This window comes from Opitutus sp. sgz309028 (assembly GCF_059821195.1).
In genome coordinates this window covers 690,355-708,554 of sequence record NZ_JCAMRR010000003.1, presented here as the reverse complement: position 1 = coordinate 708,554, position 18,200 = coordinate 690,355, and the positions used below count along the sequence as shown (strand labels likewise).

At 63.7% G+C, this 18,200-nt stretch carries 14 protein-coding genes; 4 read left to right on the top strand and 10 right to left on the bottom strand.

All coding sequences use genetic code 11. The features are described 5' to 3' along the window. Positions 1-6: 6 nt before the first annotated feature. The 3 genes from AC6RV7_RS14625 to AC6RV7_RS14615 form a co-directional block, all read right to left on the bottom strand. Complete coding sequence (locus tag AC6RV7_RS14625; RefSeq protein ID WP_500094753.1) at positions 7-1,059, bottom strand: glycoside hydrolase family 183 protein; 1,053 nt, start codon at positions 1,057-1,059, stop codon at positions 7-9. Continuing rightward, positions 1,056-3,086, bottom strand: coding sequence for a sodium:solute symporter family protein (locus tag AC6RV7_RS14620; protein WP_500094752.1), 2,031 nt, complete (start codon positions 3,084-3,086; stop codon positions 1,056-1,058). The genes AC6RV7_RS14625 and AC6RV7_RS14620 overlap by 4 nt, the downstream gene beginning before the upstream one ends. A 111-nt stretch (positions 3,087-3,197) precedes the next feature. Then, positions 3,198-6,569, bottom strand: a complete 3,372-nt coding sequence (locus tag AC6RV7_RS14615; protein WP_500094751.1) for a TonB-dependent receptor plug domain-containing protein — start codon at positions 6,567-6,569, stop codon at positions 3,198-3,200. Positions 6,570-7,041: 472 nt separating this feature from the next. Between AC6RV7_RS14615 and AC6RV7_RS14610 the strand changes: the two genes are divergently transcribed. Then, a complete protein-coding gene (locus tag AC6RV7_RS14610) occupies positions 7,042-8,346 on the top strand; it encodes a sodium/glutamate symporter (RefSeq protein WP_500094750.1) in 1,305 nt (434 codons plus the stop codon). A 71-nt stretch (positions 8,347-8,417) separates the two neighbouring features. Here AC6RV7_RS14610 and lepB read toward each other — a convergent pair whose 3' ends face one another. From lepB to AC6RV7_RS14585, 5 genes are read right to left on the bottom strand one after another with little or no spacing between them, the layout of a single operon-like run. Beyond that, positions 8,418-9,707, bottom strand: coding sequence for a signal peptidase I (gene lepB, locus AC6RV7_RS14605; protein ID WP_500094749.1), 1,290 nt, complete (start codon positions 9,705-9,707; stop codon positions 8,418-8,420). A 10-nt stretch (positions 9,708-9,717) separates the two neighbouring features. Further along, entirely contained in the window at positions 9,718-11,514 is a 1,797-nt protein-coding gene (lepA, locus tag AC6RV7_RS14600; RefSeq protein ID WP_500094748.1) for a translation elongation factor 4, read from the bottom strand. A gap of 1 nt (position 11,515) precedes the next feature. Then, positions 11,516-12,421, bottom strand: a complete 906-nt coding sequence (gene fabD, locus AC6RV7_RS14595) for an ACP S-malonyltransferase (RefSeq protein WP_500094747.1) — start codon at positions 12,419-12,421, stop codon at positions 11,516-11,518. Positions 12,422-12,467: 46 nt separating this feature from the next. Next, complete coding sequence (locus AC6RV7_RS14590) at positions 12,468-13,421, bottom strand: hypothetical protein (protein ID WP_500094746.1); 954 nt, start codon at positions 13,419-13,421, stop codon at positions 12,468-12,470. Beyond that, positions 13,418-14,521 (bottom strand): type IV pilus twitching motility protein PilT, encoded by a 1,104-nt coding sequence (locus AC6RV7_RS14585; protein ID WP_500094745.1) that lies wholly within the window; start codon positions 14,519-14,521, stop codon positions 13,418-13,420. Before AC6RV7_RS14585 ends, AC6RV7_RS14590 begins: the two co-directional genes overlap by 4 nt. A 68-nt stretch (positions 14,522-14,589) precedes the next feature. On the opposite strand from AC6RV7_RS14585, the gene dapA reads away from it, so the two are divergent. The 3 genes from dapA to ruvA are packed head-to-tail and all read left to right on the top strand — an operon-like array spanning position 14,590 to position 16,838. Next, entirely contained in the window at positions 14,590-15,477 is an 888-nt protein-coding gene (gene dapA, locus AC6RV7_RS14580; RefSeq protein WP_500094744.1) for a 4-hydroxy-tetrahydrodipicolinate synthase, read from the top strand. An 8-nt stretch (positions 15,478-15,485) separates the two neighbouring features. Then, positions 15,486-16,217: a 4-hydroxy-tetrahydrodipicolinate reductase gene (gene dapB / locus AC6RV7_RS14575; RefSeq protein WP_500094743.1), complete on the top strand. Its 732-nt coding sequence runs from the start codon at positions 15,486-15,488 to the stop codon at positions 16,215-16,217. A 12-nt stretch (positions 16,218-16,229) separates the two neighbouring features. Continuing rightward, a complete protein-coding gene (gene ruvA / locus AC6RV7_RS14570; RefSeq protein ID WP_500094742.1) occupies positions 16,230-16,838 on the top strand; it encodes a Holliday junction branch migration protein RuvA in 609 nt (202 codons plus the stop codon). A 63-nt stretch (positions 16,839-16,901) separates the two neighbouring features. Here the strand turns inward: ruvA and AC6RV7_RS14565 are convergent, their stop codons facing one another. After that, positions 16,902-17,540, bottom strand: coding sequence for an anti-sigma factor family protein (locus tag AC6RV7_RS14565; RefSeq protein WP_500094741.1), 639 nt, complete (start codon positions 17,538-17,540; stop codon positions 16,902-16,904). Beyond that, positions 17,537-18,139, bottom strand: coding sequence for an RNA polymerase sigma factor (locus tag AC6RV7_RS14560; protein ID WP_500094740.1), 603 nt, complete (start codon positions 18,137-18,139; stop codon positions 17,537-17,539). The genes AC6RV7_RS14565 and AC6RV7_RS14560 overlap by 4 nt, the downstream gene beginning before the upstream one ends. Positions 18,140-18,200: the final 61 nt, after the last annotated feature.

The window sequence follows — 18,200 nt, the reverse complement described above, 5'->3', positions numbered from 1 at the left end:
GGCTCGTTAGCGTGGATCGACGAGGAGGAGTTTGGCCCGGCGGACCGCGAAACTGTCGTCGCCGGAAAATACAAGATGAACGATCGTGCCGTCGGCGCTCATCCATTTCGCCGGGAAATCGCCGTGTTCGCCGGGGCCGACATCCCACTTTTCGGTGAAGAACGCCGTGGTCCACGGGCCCCACGGTTCCGGCGCATCATAAACTGCGAAGCCGCCCTCGAAGCGCGTGTCGCCACGATCGCGATGTCCACGCGGCTGCGGAATCGCCTGCCACCACAGGTAGCGGCGGAGACCGGGGTTGTAGGTGATCGCGGAGCGAAGGCAGGCGTCCTGGTTTTCAAAAACCGCGGCGCGTCCGCCGATCTCCGGGGTCCAGGTCGGCTGACCGGCGGCATCGCGGCCCGCAAAGAACTCCCACGCCGCGCGCTCCGTGAGCCGGTCCTTGGGCGCCCGCATGAGAATGAACCGATCCGCGGGGACATCGGCGCGAGCGGCATCGTGCGAATACGCGTAGACGAAATCGTCGCGTGCGCCGGCGTAGCCGCGACCGAAGTTGATGAAGCCCACGAGACCAAACTCCGGGAAATGCCAGTCGGCAAACGTCCACGTGCGCGCCTGGTTGCGCGACCAGGCGAGCTGCGCGGCACCGCCGCGCTTGTCGGCGTGTCCAAACCATAGATACAGCACATCGCCGACGGCGAGGATACCCCACCCCTTCAGACCATTGCGCCCTTGTCCGGGTTGTTCGCCGAGCGAGAAAAGATTCTCGCCCACGAATTCGTCCGGGCCGCCGGTCACGCGCGCGAAGCCGCAGCTCAGCTTCTCGGGCACCTTCGGGACGAAGCCGGTGCCGTCGCCCCACGTGGTGTAGATCGCGTCGTCGGCGGCCCAGGTCACGGGCCAGTTGTCGCCGTCTTCGGCGGCGCGGCGGATTGTCTCGACCGGCGCCCACTCGATCGAGCGGATGATGGGGCTCGCCGGATACGGCGGAGTGGCGGCGAAGGCGGCGAGCGTGCCGGTGCCGAGGAGGAACAGCGCGAGAGTCTGAATCGGGTTCATGAGGCGGCGAGACGCAGAAGTCCCCAAAATACAACTACAATACCTCCGGAAATGCCGAGGCACGCCAGGAAGCCCCAGGCATCGAGCCGGTTCCATTGGGTGAACTCCCACGAGGAGTTGGGGAAAAGTTTCAGATGATCGAAGCGACCCGGGTCGCGCAGCGTCGCCGCCATTTCAGCGGCGTCGGCTTCCGGATCGGGCGCCACGGGCGTTTTCATTTTGCCGAAGAACGGATCGAGCACCTCGCGAGGCGGCGGACGCGTGACCACGCTGACGAGGATCAGCAGGACGAAGGGGGCGAGTCCGTCGAAAAGCAGACGGGCCGCGAAACGATGCCCTGGCGACAGGCTTTCCACCGGCACGCCGACGGCGTTCAGCAGATAAAGTTCCGTATGAAAGCGCGTGCGGCCCTCGAGCGGACTGGAAGGGTCCTTCGGATCCAGCCGCGCGATGCTGTCGAAATACACGGGATTGGGCCGGCCCTGCGCGTCCTCGGCGCGAACGGTGAGCGCCGGGTGCAGTTGCACGGCCGGCAGCCGCGCGAGCACCAGCGGTCCGACGATGTTGACCAATGTCGAAACGAGCACCGCCACCCACACAGCTGGCAGCGTCAGCCGTCGCCAGAAGAACATCAAAAACACCGCCGCGCCGAACGGCACATTGATCGTCAGGAGCAGCTGGAAAAACGTGAAGACGTTTTCGGCCAGCAATGCCGCGCCGACGCCGAGCAGCAAGACGGCGGCGATCGTCCAGCGTCCGGCCGTGACCGCTTCGCGCTCGGTCATCCGCGGCCGCAGCGGCCGCCAGAGCGTGCGCACGACCAGCGCCGAAGCCGACATCGCCTGCGCGCCGACCGACGACATGTTCGCCGCGAGCACGCCGGCCAGCATCACGCCCAGCAGGCCGGGGCCGAGCAAATCGCGCGACATCGCGCCCCAGACCATGTCGGCGTCGGACAAACCGCCGGAGTAAAGCGCATAAGCCACCAGCCCGCAGAACGACCACAAAATCACCATGAAACGCTTGGCGTAAGTGCCGGCGACCGCACCAAAGCGGGCCGAGAATTCGGTGCGCGCCGAGCCGCCAATGGTCATGTTGCCCATGATACCGGTGATCTGCACCCAGGAAACGAAGAACACCGCGAACACCGTGAGGCCGGTGACCTGGCTCACTCCGGCCTCGCCGAAAAATTCGAACATCTGCCGCGGCACGCGCTCCGCGAGCTGGTCGAATCCGCCGATCGCCCCGAGGCCGACCGGCAGCAGCATCGAGGAAAAGACGAGGATCAGCACGCACTGCACCATCTCGTTGATCGCGGTCGCCGTCATGCCGCCCATCAAAATATAGGCGCCGATCACCAGCGTATAGAGCAGATAGAACGGCAGCGGGTCGAAAGGACTGATCGTGTCGCGCAACTCGTCGCGGGCCGCCCGTTCGCGCAGGACGTCGAGCTGGCTTTGCTGCGTCGGATCGAGCACGCCGGCGGCGGCGGCTTGCTCGAGTTTTCTCCAGGAGCGATAGCCCTCGACCGACTGGCGCTCGGTCGCCGTCCAGCTCGCTTCCGGTTTCACGACGACCGCCGTGGAAATCTTGTAGGTGACGAAATTGCCGAAACCCACAGTGATGATGACGGCGACCAGCAACTGCAGCACCGCGTAGAACTGCGCGAGCCGGCGGCTGTTCATCCGCTGCTCGAGGAGATCGGCCATCGTCACCAGCCGCACACGGCGGAACCAGAGATTCATGAACCAGAAATACGGGTTCATGAAAACCATCTGGAAGGACAGCCACGCGCCGGAGACGCCCTGCTGATAAACGAGGCTCGCCGTGCTCACGGCGTTGTTCGCGTCGGTGGAGTTTCCGAAGTTGAGAACGAACTGGTACAGTTTGCCGAGTTTGCGCCCGGCCAGAAAGAACCCCTCCTCGCCCTGCGCGGCCGGCTTGCGACTCGCGCGCCGCCCCAGCGCGACGACCAGGATGAAGTAGGCGGCGATGACGAGAAAATCGAGCAGGTGAAGATGACCCATGGAAATTCGAGCGGAGGAGCCCTCGCTAAACACAAGACCGCCGGCGCAGGCGCGAAGGACTTCGCGACGCCGCCGGCGGTCAGTTTTTACCTGAACAACAAAACCGAAGCGTTAGAACGAGAAGGTCGTGCGCAGCGAGATGTATTGCGGCTCGCGGATACGCCAGGCGGCGATCGAGCCGTCGGGCTGCGCCTCGACCGGAATCAACTCTTCGCCGACGCCGACGTTCTTCACGTTCAGCTGCGCCTTGAAGTTGAATTTCTTGAACTTGCGCGAGTAGCCGACCCAGAGATCGAAGTCGGTTTGCTTCGGGCCGTAGTAGGGATTGCGCACGTCGGAAATGCGGTCCAGCGAGGTGTCACCGTTGACGTGGACAACAGGGAAACCGATGGCGACCTCGTCCTGCCAGCGCACGCCGCCACCGATGTTCCACCCCTTCAGGAAGCCCTGGGCAAAGGTGTAGTTGGTGATGGCGTTGAAGCGCCATTCGCGCAGTTCGTTGGCCGGCAGACCCTCGGCCGCAGTCTTGGGCAGCATCTGATTATAGACCTGCAGGGTCATCCGCTCCTTCAGGAATACGGTCTCGAATTCCGAAAAGCCGTTCGGGTTGGGGCTCAACCTGCCGGCGGAGCCGTTGACGAGCGGCATGACGGAGTTGACCATGAGGTCCTGGAAATCGCGCGCGATGTTGGTGCGCACGGCCTGGGCACGGTTCGCGTTGAGCGCGATGCGCCATTGCGGCGTGGGATTCAGAACAACCTCATACTCCTCGCCCTTCGAGACGACATCCGCGGTGGCAACCACGGCGCCGTCACGATCATCATAGTTAACCTCGGCTCCCATACCCGAGCCGACTTCCTCCATGCGGAACGTATTGCGCAGCGCCATGCCCACCGGTCCGTTATACCAGGCATTGAACGCCTCGATGCCCGCGGCGTTGCCAGGATAATTGGCCAGGTCATCGGGATTCGGGTTGTTCCACCAATTGCCGCCCCGGATGATCTGCTCCCGCATCTCGGCGATGCCCTTGGCGAGATTGTTGATGGCCGTGTTCAGGGAGAACAGGGACGACGACAGGCCGGAGGTCGTCTCGTATTTCATAAACTTGAATACGAGTTTGTTATTCAGCGTGGAAACCAGGACGCCGTACTCCTTGCTCTCGCCCGTTTCGGCGGGCAGGAGATTGTCATAGATATCATAGCGCTGGCCGGCCGGGCGGAAGTTGTCCGCTTGATTATAGATCAAGCTGAGCGACGTGCCGAGCGGCAGGTGGCGGCGGATGAAGTCGGGAGAATGCAGCACCAAACCATAGTTGAAGCTGGTTTCGGTCTGCTGGCCCATGGGCACGGGCTCGAAGCCATCGAGGACGGCGCGGCCGGTCTGCGGGTCGTTTTCGACCGAACCGGCATCGTAGGTCCGGACCTTGTCCCGGCGCCAGCCCAGCGTGCTGACGAGCGTGCCGTCCCACCAGTAGCTTTGCGCCACGCCGACGAGCGAGTCGATTTTCTCCCGCCTGCGAACGGCCCGGCTGATCACCTCGTCCACATCCTTTTCACCTGCGGCCAAGATGCTGAACGACTGCTCCGACCACGTGCCCGGGGTGGGACTGGTGGCGGCGGTGGGCTGAGCATAATAAAGGATGCGGGCCGTGCCGAGACTGCCGGTATCCTGGGTGACGGGCACCGAGATCGCGCCGGTCACCGGGCTGGCGGACGCGCTGAGGTCCGGGCCGAGAAAACGCATTACCGGGAGGCCGCGACGGCTCGAGCTCAGGTTGTTCACCGTGCCCCATTCGGTCGCGTTGTAATCAAGGCCCGACGCGAGCGCGAAGTTGTTCCTGCTCTCGAACGCGGAATTGTCCAGCGACGTCCAGGTGCCGGTCAGCCGGTGACGACCCAGCAGTTTGCCGAGCCAGTTGGCGCGCTTGCCGATGTTTTGGAGGTCGAGATCGTAATAGAGCGTGCCGCGCATGCCCTCCTGTTCGTAGCGCTGGAGCGTCGCCTTGCTATAGCCGGTGACAAACGGACGGCCAAAATTCGGGTTCACCTGGCCGTTGCCGAGGTGCGAATTCATGTCGATGCGCAGGGTGTAACCGCTGATCACGCTGTCGAGCTGCATCACGTTGCCGTTGTCGAGCAATTCGCGGTGAAAGGAGAACTCAGCGCCGCCCCTGCCGTTGAAGAGTCGCTGTTCGAGCGTGACGTCATAAGCCTCGAGGTCGGCCCACTCGTGCTTGTTCTGACCGTGCAGCATGTGTTCGTAGAAATTGAAAATCGCCGGATCGGAGATCTGCTGCCCCTTCCAGAACCCCTGGGTGATGTCATTATAGTGGAGAACGCGGTTGTAGATATAGTTCCAATCGCGCACGCCCCGGGTCTGGGTCTGGCTGTACGAGGTGCCCGTCGCATTCGGCTTGTTGCCGTTATAGTTGCCGTTGCGGAAACCGACCACATTGGAGCCGGGGAGCCCGAGGGAAGGAAGCGCGCTGTTGGGATCGTTGTACACAATCACCATCTGGCGCGAACCGTTGCCCATGGCTCCGATCTGGCCGCCGAAGAGATTGCCGGAGTTCGAGGTGTTGGAGCCGTCGTAGGCCGGACCGCCCGTGTTCGCAGCCGCGCCTGCCGCCGTAAACACCGTCGTAGGCCAGCCGGCCGCGGGCGTGCCGAGCAGCACGCCGGTGTTGGTGCTCGGGTTCCACGCCGGCCGGCCCATCGCCCACCACTGCGTGTAGGCATCGCCAGGCGGACGGACCTCGGGCATATTGGAATCGATATCGCCGAATTCGACGCTCGCCTTGATCGTGGTGTCCGCGAAGGGACGATAGGAGCTGGTCAGAAAGATGCGCTTGTTGCGACGCCAAGCCTCTTCGACCTTGTAGGCCTGGTCCTCGTAAACTCCGGCCACTCGCAAGGCCAGCTTGTCGCGAATGAGCATCTGGTTGTGATCCAGGACTGAACGGAACGAGCCATATTGGTCCGTGCGCAGCTCGAGCTCGGTGCGGTTGCGATCGGCCCGGGCGGAAATCAGCGACGCATTGATGATGCCGGACGGGCTGCCCAGACCGAAGAGCATCGCGTTCGGGCCGCGGCTGATTTCCATCCGCTCAATATTATAAGCGTCGACCGGCAGCCGGCTGACGAAAAAGTCACGGGAGAGATCCGCCGAGGTCAGGCCGCGGACGCGCGTGCTCGGTGTCGCCGAGGCGAACGCCGCGTCATAGTCCGTCTCCGCGCCATTGGGATTGTCGACGGTACCGGCATCGGAAAAATTGCCGCCCACGCCGTTGACCTCGGTGCCGAGCGTGTAGACGAGGAGGCCTTCCAGATCCTTCGCGCCGATATCGCTCATGAAATCCTTCGTGATGACCGAGATCGACGAAGCGATGTCCTTCAGATCGGTGCGCAGGCGGGTGCCTGATTGCGCCGTGCTCGCGAGGTAGCCGGTATCGAGATCGCCCCTCACCTCAAACGGCGACAGCACGACCAGTTCGCGATCTCGCTCGGAGGACTCGTTCGATTGTGACCAACTGTTCGGAACGCTGAGAAAGCAGGCGGCAGCGCCTGCGAGGAGGGTCGAAATCACCGGTCTCGTGCGCGGACGACCGAGGACGGTGGTAGGTGTGCGGTGGTCTGTCATGGTGTTATCTGGCAGGGTTGAACAAGAAAGGTGCGAACGAGCCGGCGAGTATCCGGAAAATGGATCAAGCAAGGGGACAGGCTCGGATTGGGAAAGAATCTGGGTGACGCAGGAAGAGCGCCACCCCTGGTAAAACTCCGCGACGAAGCAACTGGCGCGCTGACACCAATGCGCATTGGAATTTTATGTCAACGCGAGAATTTTTGTTTTCTTCGTTCTTCCGCGACCCAAGAAGAATCCGCCACGAAGAAAACTAATGCGCGTTAGCTACGCCTGAAAGTTTTCGATTCCACCACGTTTCCACCTGTATTCCCCCATGCCCTTCTGCCTTGCCTTCTCCACGTTGGAGATCGGGCCCTTTCCGCTCCTGCTTCTCGGCTTGGGCGTGCTGCTAGTCGGCGAATGCCTCGTGCGGCGTCTCACGCTGTTGTCCCGCTCGAACATTCCGCCCGCGATCATCGGCGGATTGCTGGTCGCAGTCCTGCTTCTCGCCATCGGCCAGATGGAGCCGGGCCTCGCGGTTCTTCGTGGCGATACCGCGGCCTCCGCCTGGCTCTGGTCCATCCTGCCGCAGTGGGACCTGCGCCCAGCGGCCCCCATGGATGTCGAGCGCCCGCTGCTGATTCTTTTTTTCACCTGCATCGGAATCAACGCCAGCTGGTCAGTCGCCCGACGCGGAGGGAAACCCCTGCTCCTGCTGCTGTTTTTGTCCATTTCGATCGCGGCGATTCAAGCCGTTCTTGGCGCGTTGACTGCCGCCGCTCTGGGCGAAAATCCGTTGCTCGGCGTCATGGCGGGCAACGTTTCCCTCGTCGGTGGTTTCGGCACCGCGGCGGGATTTGCGCCGGAGTTCGAGAAAGCCGGCCTCGCGGGCGCCGCGGCGATCGGCGTGGCGGCCGCGGCCGCGGGCGTGATCACCGGCGGGCTCCTCGCTGGGTTGCTCGGAAGCTCCCTGATTCGCCGTCTCGATCACCATGCGCCGGCCGCCGCCGCCCTGCGGCAGACCGGCACCGTCCAGGCGGAGGCCGGTTTCGTCGCGGAAGTTCGCCAGCTGAGCCGTCAACCGCGACAGACGTTGCTACATCTGCTCGTCTTGGGCGCCTGCATGAAATTCGGCGCTTTTTTGAGTGTGTGGATCCAGCAAACCGGAATCACGTTTCCGGTCTACATGGGCGCAATGATCGTCGCCGCCTTCCTTCGCAATGCCCACGATCTCCTGCGCGGCAGCTGGCTCAGCGGCGAATGCGCCGATGGGATCGGGTCGGTAGCGCTGATGTGGCTGCTGACGGTGGCCATGATGGACCTGCAACTCGCGGAGCTCGCCCGCTCGGCCGGTCCGCTCCTCGTGATCCTCGCGGCCGAAATCCTGCTCACCGTGTGGCTGGCGCGTTCGGTCGTGTTTCGGCTGATGGGACGCGACTACGAGGCGGCGACCATCAGCGCGGGGATGATCGGATTCGCGCTTGGCGCCATGTCCAACGCCATGGCCAGCATGCGCGTGATGGTGCAGCGTTTCGGCCCGGCGCCCCGCGCCTTTCTGATCGTGCCGATCGTGGGCGCGTTCCTGGTGGATTTCGCCAACGCGCTCATCACCACCCTCGCGCTGAATCTACTGCGGTAGGGACCTGCGTCGCCCAGCTCCGCAGATGCGGCGAGGCTGGTTGCGCCGGCACCCGGAAAGCGCTCCGCCGACTACCGCGCCGGCCCCCAGCGCGACGTAAACGGAAAGTACACCATCAGCGGCCGGCCGATCGCATCCTTGGCCGGCACCAAGCCCCAGTAGCGACCGTCCTGGCTGTTCGACGAATTGTCGCCGAGCGCAAAGTAGTTCTTCTCCGGCACGTGCACGGTGTGACCGGGCGCCAGCAAACCCGATGCGACATAGCCCGTGTATTTGCCGGCGCGTTCGGCGTTGGCGGCAAAGGCCGACGAGCCGGCAATCGGCTGTCCGTTCCGGATCAACGCCGGGCCTTTGATTTCCAGATCGTCGCCCGGCACGCCCGCCAGCCGCTTGATGTAATACTGGTCGCCATACTGCCGCGCGATTTCCGGGATGTTGCCCGTGCGAAACACGATTCCGCTGCCGACCTTCGGCCGGACGAAATGGTAGCTCATGCGATCGACGAACAACTGGTCGCCCGTCAGTTCGTCGAACGACAAAACCCGCTCGCCGCGGGCGACGCGTTTGCCCGTGCGGATGCAATGCAGTCGTTCGCCGTTGACGATCCGCTCCACCACCTGCCCCGACCGGATCCGTTCCTCCATCGCGGCGAGCAGTTTCGATCCCGAATACGCGCCCCGGCCTTCGGCAAAGAACGCGTCGTAGATCGCCCAGTCGAAATCGAAGTCGAGCGGCACGCGCGTCGTCACCGGACGATCCCCGACCAGCAGCGTGTATTCACGAAGCTGAGTCGGCAGCACCAGCCAGGTGCGTCCCGGCACAACGCGGTAATGCACGATCCCGCGGGACTCGCCGCCGACCGGAATCAGGATCTCCCCGTCCGCCGGCGCGTCCAGCCGGTGCGGCCACGCACCGAACGCCGCCATGCGCACGGCCTCGACGGCGGTCGAGGGTTCCGCGGCCGGAGTCTGAAACACCTCCGGCGTCATCCCGTGATACGTCGGCCACATCGAATTCGTCGGAATCTTGAACGGCTGCACGAAATATGTGCGAATGCCGAGAATCACGATCGCGGCCACGAGGAAGAACTCGACGTTCTCCACCAGCGAAGTCTTGGGATACATCGCGCCGCCGGTGCGCCGCAGCACGCCTTCGAGCGCTTCGATCCCGAGTTTCAACCGCGCCGCGTCCGCCCGCGCCTTCAGCTGCTTGCGGAGGTCCTCGGTGCGGCCGAGCAGATCCGCCGATTCCTTCTCGTTCAGCCGGTCGCGCCGGAAATTCCACACTTTCTCCGCCAGTTCGATCCAGTTCGCCGCATTGTGGCGCATCTTCTTCTCCTGCGACGCAAAGAATCCGAACATGGCGGGGACGTTAGTTGGTTTTCAGCACCTTGATGAACGCATCCGATGGAATCGAGACCCGACCGAACTGCTTCATCTTCTTTTTGCCCTCTTTCTGCTTGTCGAGCAGCTTGCGCTTGCGGCTGATGTCGCCGCCGTAGCACTTCGCGGTGACGTCCTTGCGCATCTCCTTCACGTTGTCGCGGGCGATGATCTTGCCGCCGATCGCGGCCTGGATCGCGACCTTGAACATCTGCGGCGGGATGATCTCCGCCAGCTTCTCGCAGAGTTCGCGGCCCCGGCCCTCGGCCTTGTCGCGATGCACGATGCTCGCAAACGCGTCGACCGGGTCGCCGTTGATCAGGATCTCCATCTTGACGAGATCCGCAGCGCGATACTCGCCGAGTTCGTAGTCCATCGAGCCGTAGCCGTGCGTGATGCTCTTCAGCCGGTCGTTGAAATCGACGAGGATTTCGTTGAGCGGGAGACTGCAGGTCAGCATCACGCGGTTGGCGTCGAGGGTGTCCGTGTGATCGACCACGCCGCGTTTTTCCATGACCAGCGACAGGATGTCGCCCATCGCGTCGTTCGGGATGTGGATCGCGGCTTTGATCGTGGGCTCGCGGATCTCGAGGATCGTGCCCGGATCAGGCAGGTTCACCGGATTGTCGACCTCGATGAGCTCGCCGCCGTGTTTCACGACGTGGTATACGACACTTGGATACGTCGAGATGATGTCGACGTCGTGCTCGCGGCGGATGCGCTCCTGGATGATCTCCATGTGCAGCAGCCCGAGGAAGCCGCAGCGGAACCCGAAGCCGAGCGCCACCGAGCTCTCCGACGAGTAAACGAAGGCGGCGTCGTTGAGCCGCAGCCGGCCCATCGCGGCCTTGAGCTTTTCGTAGTCCGAAGATTCGACCGGATACAGGCCGCAAAACACCATCGGCCGCACTTCCTTGTAGCCCGGCAGCATGTCGGTCGCCGGCCGCTGCGAAAGCGTGATGGTGTCGCCGGTCTTGATTTCCGACGTGTCCTTGATGCTCGAGACGACGTAGCCGACATCGCCCGTGCCGAGCGACGCCATCTTCTCCATCTTCGGAACGAAGACGCCGACCTCCTTCACCTCGGATTTCGCGCCGTTGCTCATGAGCATCATCATGTCGCCGGCCTTGATCGCGCCGGAGAACACGCGCACGTAGGCGATGACGCCGCGATACGAATCGTAGAGCGAATCGAACACGAGGGCGCGCGTCTGCGGATAATCCGCCCAGCGCGGCGCCGGCACGCGTTGCACCACGGCTTCGAGGATATCCTGAATTCCGATACCGGCCTTGCCGCTCGCGAGGATGGCTTCCTCGGCGGGAATCGTGAGGATGTCCTCGAGCTGCTTCAGGCAGAGTTCGAGATTCGCGCTCGGCAGGTCGATCTTGTTGATGACCGGGATGACCTTCAGGTGCTGGCCGAACGCGAGGTGCGCGTTGGCCACGGTCTGCGCCTCGACGCCCTGCGCGGCGTCGATCAGGAGCACCGCGCCCTCGCAGGCGGCAAGACTGCGCGAGACTTCGTAGGAGAAATCCACGTGGCCCGGCGTGTCCATGAGGTTGAGCTTGTAGCTCACGCCATCCTTCGCGCGGTAGGTCATCGTCACCGGGTGCGACTTGATCGTGATGCCTCGCTCCTTCTCGAGGTCCATCGCGTCGAGATGCTGGTCGGTCATGACCCGCTGCTCGACGGTGTTGGTATATTCGAGCAGGCGGTCAGACAGGGTCGTCTTGCCGTGGTCGACGTGGGCGATGATGCAGAAATTGCGTGTGTTTACGTGAGACATCTCAGGCGCTTGCGTCGCTGAACTCGGCAAAGCTTTTCACGGTCCAGGTCTTGTCGGTGCGGCGCGCGAGTCCGGCGAGCACGCCGCCGGGCCCCAGCTCCCAAAATTCCGTCGCGCCCGCGGCCACCGCGCTGCGCATGCAGTCTTCCCACAAGACGGACGAAACGACCTGCTTCACGAGCGCGGCCTTGATTTCGGCGGGCTCGCTGACGGCGCGGCCGGTGGTGTTGGTAAACACGGTGAAACGTGGCATCGCGAACGGCACCGAATCGAGGTAGCGCGCGAACTCCGCGCGTGCCGGCTCCATCAACCGGCTGTGATACGCGCCGGCGACATTGAGCGCCATGACCTTCTTCATCCCGCGCTCCTTCGCGCCCGCCACAGCGGCGTCGATCTTCGACTTCTCGCCGGAAATGATGATCTGCCCGGGAGCATTGAAGTTGGCGGCTTCGACATCGAAGTCCCGGCAAAGCTCCGCGACTTTCTCGCGTTCCTCGCCGATCACCGCGGCCATGCCGCCGGTCGTGCGCTCGCAGGCCTGTTGCATCAGGCGCCCACGTTCCGCGACGACACGCAGGCCCGTGGCAAAATCGAACACGCCCGCCGCCGTGTAAGCCGTAACTTCACCGAGGCTGAGCCCGAGCGCGAACTTCACCTCCGGCAGCTTTCCCTGCTCACGCAAGGTCGCGAGCAGCGCCATGCCGTGCGTGAAGAGCGCCGGCTGGCAGATTTTCGTCTGGGTAAGCTCGGCTTCCGGGCCCTCGAAACTGAGCTTCTTCAGATCGAAACCGAGCGCCGCATTTGCCTCGTCGTAAACGGCCCGCGCAGCCGCGGACTGCTCGTAGAGCGACTTGCCCATCCCCACCTTTTGGGCGCCCTGTCCTGCAAATAAAAGTGCCAAAGCCATGATTGAAACGTGCGAGACAATCGGTCGCCACGTCCGAATCCAAGCCCTAAAAACGCTTCAGCTGCTTGAAATACTTTGCGTCTTCGGATCCGCGCAACCACTCGCCCGGCGACGGGGTTTGCGGCGGCGCCGGCCCTTCGCCGCGAGCGGTCGGCGCCGGTCCCGGAACGGCGAGCGAAGGTGGTGCCGGCGGCGGTTTCGCCGGCGCGGAAACCGGTGGCGGAGCGAAGCCCGCGAGCGACGACTCCAGCGGTGCGAGATAAGGATTAGGCAACGGCTCGCGTTGCATCTCGGACGCGAACCCGGGCGCGGGAGAATATACCTTGGCGAAAAATCCGGGGGCGTCCGCCGCAGGTGTGGTCGCGAATCCGCTCACCGCCCGCGGCGCATTCGGTGCGGCCAGAGATGACGTCTTCGCAGCCGACGCCAGCAGCTCGAAATCGCGCGGCGTCATCCATGACGCCATGAATGCATCCAACGGATTCGCCGGCGCGGATTTTTCTTCGTTCTCCGGGTTCGCACTGCGCGCGGCTGGATTCTCGCGGGCAGTCACACGCCCTCCATCGAGCAACTCGCTCTGCAACCGCGCCGCAATTTCCTCGTCCGCCGCGTCGGTCGCGCCGAGCGCTGGAGGCGAGTCACGGTCTGTTTTCAAACGTGCTTTGCTCGATGCAGGTTGGCGCATCGCCTCGAGCAACCAGTTGGCCGACTTCTCGCGCTGAGCTTTGAGCTTTTCGGCCTCGCGCCGCGTCGGCGCACGCGGCGGCTGCAGCGAGAGCGCGTCCGGCACACCGACCGAAATCGGCGGCAGATTGTCCTTCGAGATCCCGAGAGCCGCTTCGGTGCGAACGCCGGGCTTTTTGATCTCGGCGTAGTCGCGCTTCGCGTTTTCGAGCGGCGTGGCCGAAGGCGCGGAGTCCGCGGCGAAACTCGCCGCCGCCGCGAGCAACACGCCCGCGCCGGCAATACGTCCGCCAACCCCCGCCCACCCCGCGCTCACGATTTGATGAAGATGCCCTTCAGATTCATGTCGAGGGCCTGCGGATTCGGCGAGAAACGCAGCCCGTCGGCCTTGCTGATTTTGCCGGCCTTGATCAGGCGATACAGGTCCTTGTTGAAGGAGAAGCTGTTCGAATCGCTGCCGCCGTCGAGGATGCCCTGGATCTTCTCGAACTGACCTTCAAGTATCAGGTTTTTGACGACGGCATCGGCGAACAGGAGTTCGTTCGTCGGCACGCGTCCACCGCCTTCCATCGCGGGGATCAGTTTCTGGCAGATGAATCCGCGCAACGAACCCGCGATCGCGCGCCGAGCCTGGATCTGTTCCTCGGGCGGGAAAAACTCGAACAAGCGCGTAAGCGACTGCGCGACCGTCGCCGCGTGCATCGTGGAGAACACGAGGTGGCCCGTCTCGGCCGCCGAGATCGCGGTCTCGAAGGTTTCGCGATCGCGCATTTCGCCGATCAGGATGATGTCGGGATTCTGGCGCAGCACCGCCTTGATCGCCAATTCGAAGTTGGGCACGTCGAGCCCGATCTCGCGTTGCTGGAAGAGCGATTTGTCGTCGAGAAACGTGTATTCGATCGGGTCTTCGATCGTGACGATGTGCTTGTCCATGTTCTGGTTCACCCAGTTCAACATGGCCGCCATCGTGGAGCTCTTGCCGGAGCCCGTCGCGCCGCACACGAGCAGAATGCCGTCCTTCGCCTGCACGAGCTTGATCAACGCTTCCGCGGTCTGGCCGAGCCCGAGTTGATCGAAATTCGGGACGGTGCTCTTGATATGACGCAGGACGATGCTGACGAGTCCGCGTTGATGAAAGGCGTTGACGCGAAACCGGCCGATGCCCTCGACCGCATACGCGAAGTCGATCTGGCCGACGTCGTCCCACTTCTGTTTGAAGATCCGCGGCACGTGTTCGTCCACCCACGCCTGCGCCTCGGGGCTAGTGATCGGATCCATTTCGACCGGCTTCAACCTGCCGGAGAGCCGCACGTAGCCGGGCTTGTTGGACTTGATGATCACGTCGCTCACTCCGCTGTCCACCGCAAGCTTCAGCAGGTCGTTGATGATTTCGGTGTGGGGTGTGAGGGCTGGCATGGGAAAAAATCGTTGCGGATTCCGTAATTCGCCCTGCTTTGTTCAGCAAGGCTCCTTTGCCAACTCACATGAAACTCCGTCCGCTCACCGGCACGATCACGGCCCTTGTCACTCCCTTTCGGGACGGCGCAGTCGCCTATGACGACCTCGCCAAACTGGTGGCTTACCAGATCAAAGGCGGGATCAACGGCGTCGTGCCGGTCGGCACCACCGGCGAGTCGCCGACGCTGAGCCACGAGGAGCACATGGAAGTCATCCGCGCCACGGTCGCCGCCGCACGCGGACGCGTGCCGGTGATCGCCGGCACCGGCTCCAATTCGACGCACGAAGCAGTCGAGCTCACGCGACTCGCGCAGGCCGCCGGCGCCGACGCGATGCTGGTCGTCGCGCCGTATTACAACAAGCCGAGCCAGGAAGGACTCTTCCGTCATTATTGCGCGGTCGCCGACGCCACCGACCGGCCGATCATTCTTTATTCGATTCCCGGTCGCTGCGGCATCGAGATCTCCGTCCCGGTCGTCGAGCGTCTCGTCAGCCGCTACAAGCACGTCCGCTGGATCAAGGAAGCGGGCGGCAGCGTCGATCGCGTGGACCAGTTGAAACAGGCGCTCGGATCCGATCTCACGGTGTTGAGCGGCGACGACTCCCTCACTCTGCCCTTCATGGCCGTCGGCGCCGAAGGCGTGATCAGCGTCGCGTCGAATCTCCTCGTGCGCGAGGTCGGCCAACTCGTGCGCCACGCGCTCGCCGACGAGTTCGCCAAAGCCACGAAGCTGCACCGCAAGCTGTATCCGGTTTTCAAGGCCCTCTTCATCGAGCCCAATCCCGTGCCGGTCAAAGTCGCGCTCGCGCGCGCGGGCGTGATCGGCTCGGCCGAGGTCCGGCCTCCGCTCTCCGACATGACGCCGGCGAATCTGCAGGTTCTCACGCAGGCGCTCGCCGCGATCGGCCGCTGATTTTTCCGATGTCTACTCGCATTGCGATCAACGGCGCCAAGGGGCGCATGGGCCGCGCTCTCATCGACGCCGCTCGCGAAATGAACCTGTCCGTCGTCGCCACGCTGGATGTGGGCGACGACCTTGCCGCGGGCATTCGCGACGCCGACGTCGTGGTCGACTTCAGTTCGCATCACGCGACCGAGGCCGTGTTGCAGGCGGTCGCGACGCAGAAAAAAGCCGTGGTGATAGGAACGACGGGCCACTCCGCGGAGCAGAAAGCGAAGCTGCTCGCGGCCGCGGCGGGCGTTCCCTGCGTTTGGTCCGGCAACTACTCGGTGGGCGTGAATCTGCTGTTCGCGCTCACGCGTCGCGCCGCGAGCGTGCTCGGCTCCGATTACGACGCGGAAGTGATCGAGATGCATCATCGTTTCAAGAAAGACGCTCCCAGCGGCACCGCCTCGCGTCTGCTCGAAATCATTCTGGAGGAACGCAAGCTCACTGCCGACGCGCTGCGCCACGGCCGGCAGGGCATCACCGGCGAACGCACGCCGACGGAGGTCGGCATCCACGCGCTGCGCGGCGGCGATGTCGTCGGCGACCACACGGTGATGTTCGCCGCGCTCGGCGAGCGCATCGAGCTGACGCACAAGGCGAGCGATCGCGGTATTTTCGCGCGCGGTGCGCTGCGCGCCGCGCAGTGGGTGGTCAGTCGTCCCGCCGGCGTGTATGACATGCAGGATGTGCTCGGCTTGAAGTAAACGCATCGTCCGATGATCACCTCGATCCAGGGCACGCTCACGTCGGCCACGCCGCTCCACGCCATCATCGAACTGAATGGCTTCGGCTACGAAGTGAACATCCCCGTCACCACGGCCGAGCGCCTCCCCGAGGCGGGCGCGGTGGTGAAGCTGCACACGCTGGTGATTTATCGCGAGGACGCGCAAACGCTTTACGGCTTCGCGACGGTGGCGGAACGCGATTTTTTCCGGTTGATGATCGAGCACGTCACCGGCGTCGGTCCGAAGATGGCGCTGGGCATCATGAGCCGGCTGTCGTTGCCCGTATTGCAAAGCGCGATACGCACCGGCGATGTGGCGACCCTCTCGAAATGCCCCGGCATCGGCCGCAAGACCGCGGAACGCCTGGTGGTGGAATTGCGCTCGAAGCTCGGCGCCAGCGAGAATACGGAATTGCCGGCTGTGCCCGGCGAAGCGGCGGCGCCCGCGGCCGATAGCACGCATCGCGATGCGGTGGCGGCGCTGGTGGCGCTGGGTTTCAAGGCGGCGGACGCCGATCAGGCGGTGCGGAAATCCGCGCTCGCGCTTGGACCTCGCGCGAGCACCGAGGCACTGGTGAAGCGCGCCCTCGCACAGGGATAAAAAAAAGCGCCGACCGGAATCGGTCGGCGCGAGAAGTATTTTTCCAGCGGGCGCCGGGCGCCCTCAGCGTTGGAAGCGGAACGCCGCCAGGGTCGTCTGCGGCTCGGCGGGACGGGGCGACCGGAAGATGAAATCGGTCGGCACGGTCGGGTGGCTGTCGAACCAGAATTCCTGCGCCGGGAGGCGCTGGAGGTTCACGCGATTCATCCAGTCGAGTTTGATGTCGGCGGCAAACGCGGCGTCCGCCTTTGCCTCCTCGCCGATCAGACCGGCGAACGCCGGCTGGAGCGCGGGGCGCGCGGGCGCCGGTGCGGCCTGAGCCGGGGGAGCTGCGACGACGGCGGCGACAGCGGGTGCGGCGGAGACCTGCTGCAGCGCCACGCGTTCGTTGAGGCGCGTGCGTTCCACCAGCACGAGCGCCACGCAGGCCGCGGCGGCCAGCATGCCCATGCCGTAGGTTGCGAAGCGAAGACGCGAACGCACCTGACGGGGAAACTCGACCACCTTGCCCGCGGGCGGCACCTGGGTGCGGAAGTTCTCCGCGAGCACGGAACAGGCTTTCTGCATCTGACAATATTGCCGGTAAATACGGCGGCGCTCGGGCGTGCGCTGGATCTCAGCCTCGAGCCGCGCGGCATCTTCGGCGCTGATCTGGTGATCAACGTAGAGGTTCAGCAGCTCGATGAATTTTGAGTCTTTCATTTGAAATCTTCTCCCAGCCGGCTGCGCAGGCTCTCGCGGGCGCGCGCGATCCGGCTCTTAACGGTTCCCACGGAGATATTCAGGATGTCGGCGATCTCTTCGTAGGAGAGGTTCTTCACGTTTCGGAGAATCAGAATCTCGCGGTGTTTGGCGCTGAGCTTCTCCATTCCCCGACCGATCCGCGACACGAATTCCTGCGTCACGGCGATGTCGTCCGGCGTCTCCACTTCCGCCGGGATGATTTCAGCCAGAGTCGTGGCGTTCTCCGCGCTCACGGGCGCGTCGATCGAGACGGACTGGTCGCGCTTGCGCCGCCACCAATACCAGTAGCGGTTGCGGGCGAGGTTCGTGGCGATCTGATACAGCCAGGTGGAAAAGGCGGAGTCTCCACGGAAGTTGGACAGGCCGCGATGGGCGCGGATGAAGGCATCCTGCGTGACTTCCTCGGCGTCCTCCGAGTTGCGGAGGAGCTGGTTGACCATCGCGTAGATGCGGTCCCAATAGCGCGACACCATCTCGTCAAAAGCGGCGTGATCGCCGTTCTTGAAGCGGTCCACGAGCATGCGATCGAGGGCAACTTCCTGCGCTTTGGAAGACATACGTTCTTCCTCGGTCTGATGGGTATATTTCTGGATTGTTCCCAAGATTTTAAGAGGGCCG

Bases quoted from the DNA above. Each gene is read 5' to 3' on its own strand.
- dapB (WP_500094743.1), top strand. From the start codon at position 15,486: ATGTCTACTCGCATTGCGATCAACGGCGCCAAGGGGCGCATGGGCCGC.
- AC6RV7_RS14625 (WP_500094753.1), bottom strand. From the start codon at position 1,059: ATGAACCCGATTCAGACTCTCGCGCTGTTCCTCCTCGGCACCGGCACG.
- fabD (WP_500094747.1), bottom strand. From the start codon at position 12,421: ATGGCTTTGGCACTTTTATTTGCAGGACAGGGCGCCCAAAAGGTGGGG.
- lepB (WP_500094749.1), bottom strand. From the start codon at position 9,707: ATGTTCGGATTCTTTGCGTCGCAGGAGAAGAAGATGCGCCACAATGCG.
- AC6RV7_RS14560 (WP_500094740.1), bottom strand. From the start codon at position 18,139: ATGTCTTCCAAAGCGCAGGAAGTTGCCCTCGATCGCATGCTCGTGGAC.
- AC6RV7_RS14585 (WP_500094745.1), bottom strand. From the start codon at position 14,521: ATGCCAGCCCTCACACCCCACACCGAAATCATCAACGACCTGCTGAAG.
- dapA (WP_500094744.1), top strand. From the start codon at position 14,590: ATGAAACTCCGTCCGCTCACCGGCACGATCACGGCCCTTGTCACTCCC.
- ruvA (WP_500094742.1), top strand. From the start codon at position 16,230: ATGATCACCTCGATCCAGGGCACGCTCACGTCGGCCACGCCGCTCCAC.
- AC6RV7_RS14565 (WP_500094741.1), bottom strand. From the start codon at position 17,540: ATGAAAGACTCAAAATTCATCGAGCTGCTGAACCTCTACGTTGATCAC.
- AC6RV7_RS14620 (WP_500094752.1), bottom strand. From the start codon at position 3,086: ATGGGTCATCTTCACCTGCTCGATTTTCTCGTCATCGCCGCCTACTTC.
- lepA (WP_500094748.1), bottom strand. From the start codon at position 11,514: ATGTCTCACGTAAACACACGCAATTTCTGCATCATCGCCCACGTCGAC.
- AC6RV7_RS14610 (WP_500094750.1), top strand. From the start codon at position 7,042: ATGCCCTTCTGCCTTGCCTTCTCCACGTTGGAGATCGGGCCCTTTCCG.